Raw genomic sequence first — 248 nt, 5'->3', positions numbered from 1 at the left:
ACTATATCTATAACCGTATCTACACTACTCGCTACATCAATACTTACTGTAACCGTAGCATTACCTACATCCTCTGCAACTGTAATATCGCTAATACTAACCGTAGGGGTATTATCATTATCAGTAATCGTTACCGTACCACTTGGATCGGTATTACTCGTATTACCACTGGTAACTGTACCATTAACTGTTAAGTCCTCACTTGGCTCATCAATAGCATCATCGATAACAGGAACATCAACAGTAAC

General features: G+C 38.7%; 1 protein-coding gene. It reads right to left on the bottom strand.

Annotated elements, in window-relative coordinates; genetic code table 11:
* The coding region (locus ACWNT5_RS24340; protein WP_456518874.1) for a hypothetical protein at positions 1 to 248 on the bottom strand (248 nt) is incomplete at both ends.

The organism is Aquimarina sp. 433, assembly GCF_054054605.1.
The sequence above is the reverse complement of the archived record's forward strand: the minus strand, read 5'-3'. Positions and strand labels throughout refer to the sequence as shown.